This window comes from Xenorhabdus szentirmaii DSM 16338 (genome assembly GCF_002632585.1).
GTDB classification, from domain to species: Bacteria; Pseudomonadota; Gammaproteobacteria; order Enterobacterales; family Enterobacteriaceae; genus Xenorhabdus; species Xenorhabdus szentirmaii.
This window is the reverse complement of sequence record NZ_NIBV01000064.1, coordinates 1-303: the sequence shown is the minus strand read 5'-3', so window position 1 is coordinate 303 and position 303 is coordinate 1. Positions and strand designations below refer to the sequence as shown.

Annotated in this window: 3 tRNA genes; all 3 read left to right on the top strand. The window is 47.2% G+C overall.

Going from position 1 to position 303, the window contains the following annotated elements:
* The 3 genes from Xsze_RS21660 (at position 1) to Xsze_RS21650 (ending at position 301) form a co-directional block, all read left to right on the top strand.
* Positions 1–76: transfer RNA gene (locus Xsze_RS21660), tRNA-Val, on the top strand.
* Between the two features lie 43 nt (positions 77–119).
* A tRNA-Lys gene (locus tag Xsze_RS21655) sits at positions 120–195 on the top strand.
* A gap of 30 nt (positions 196–225) precedes the next feature.
* Positions 226–301 (top strand) — tRNA-Lys (locus tag Xsze_RS21650).
* Positions 302–303 lie beyond the last annotated feature (2 nt).

The following is a 303-nucleotide window of genomic DNA, read 5'->3' as shown; positions in this document are numbered from 1 at the left end:
GGGCGATTAGCTCAGTTGGTAGAGCATCTCCCTTACAAGGAGGGGGTCATCAGTTCGAATCTGGTATCGCCCACCACTTCATCAGATTGTTTCGCAGTATCACACCCGATATTTAGAATGGGTCGTTAGCTCAGTCGGTAGAGCAGTTGACTTTTAATCAATTGGTCGCAGGTTCGAATCCTGCACGACCCACCATTTAGATATCAAAATCAGAATTACCTAGTCGGGTCGTTAGCTCAGTCGGTAGAGCAGTTGACTTTTAATCAATTGGTCGCAGGTTCGAATCCTGCACGACCCACCATT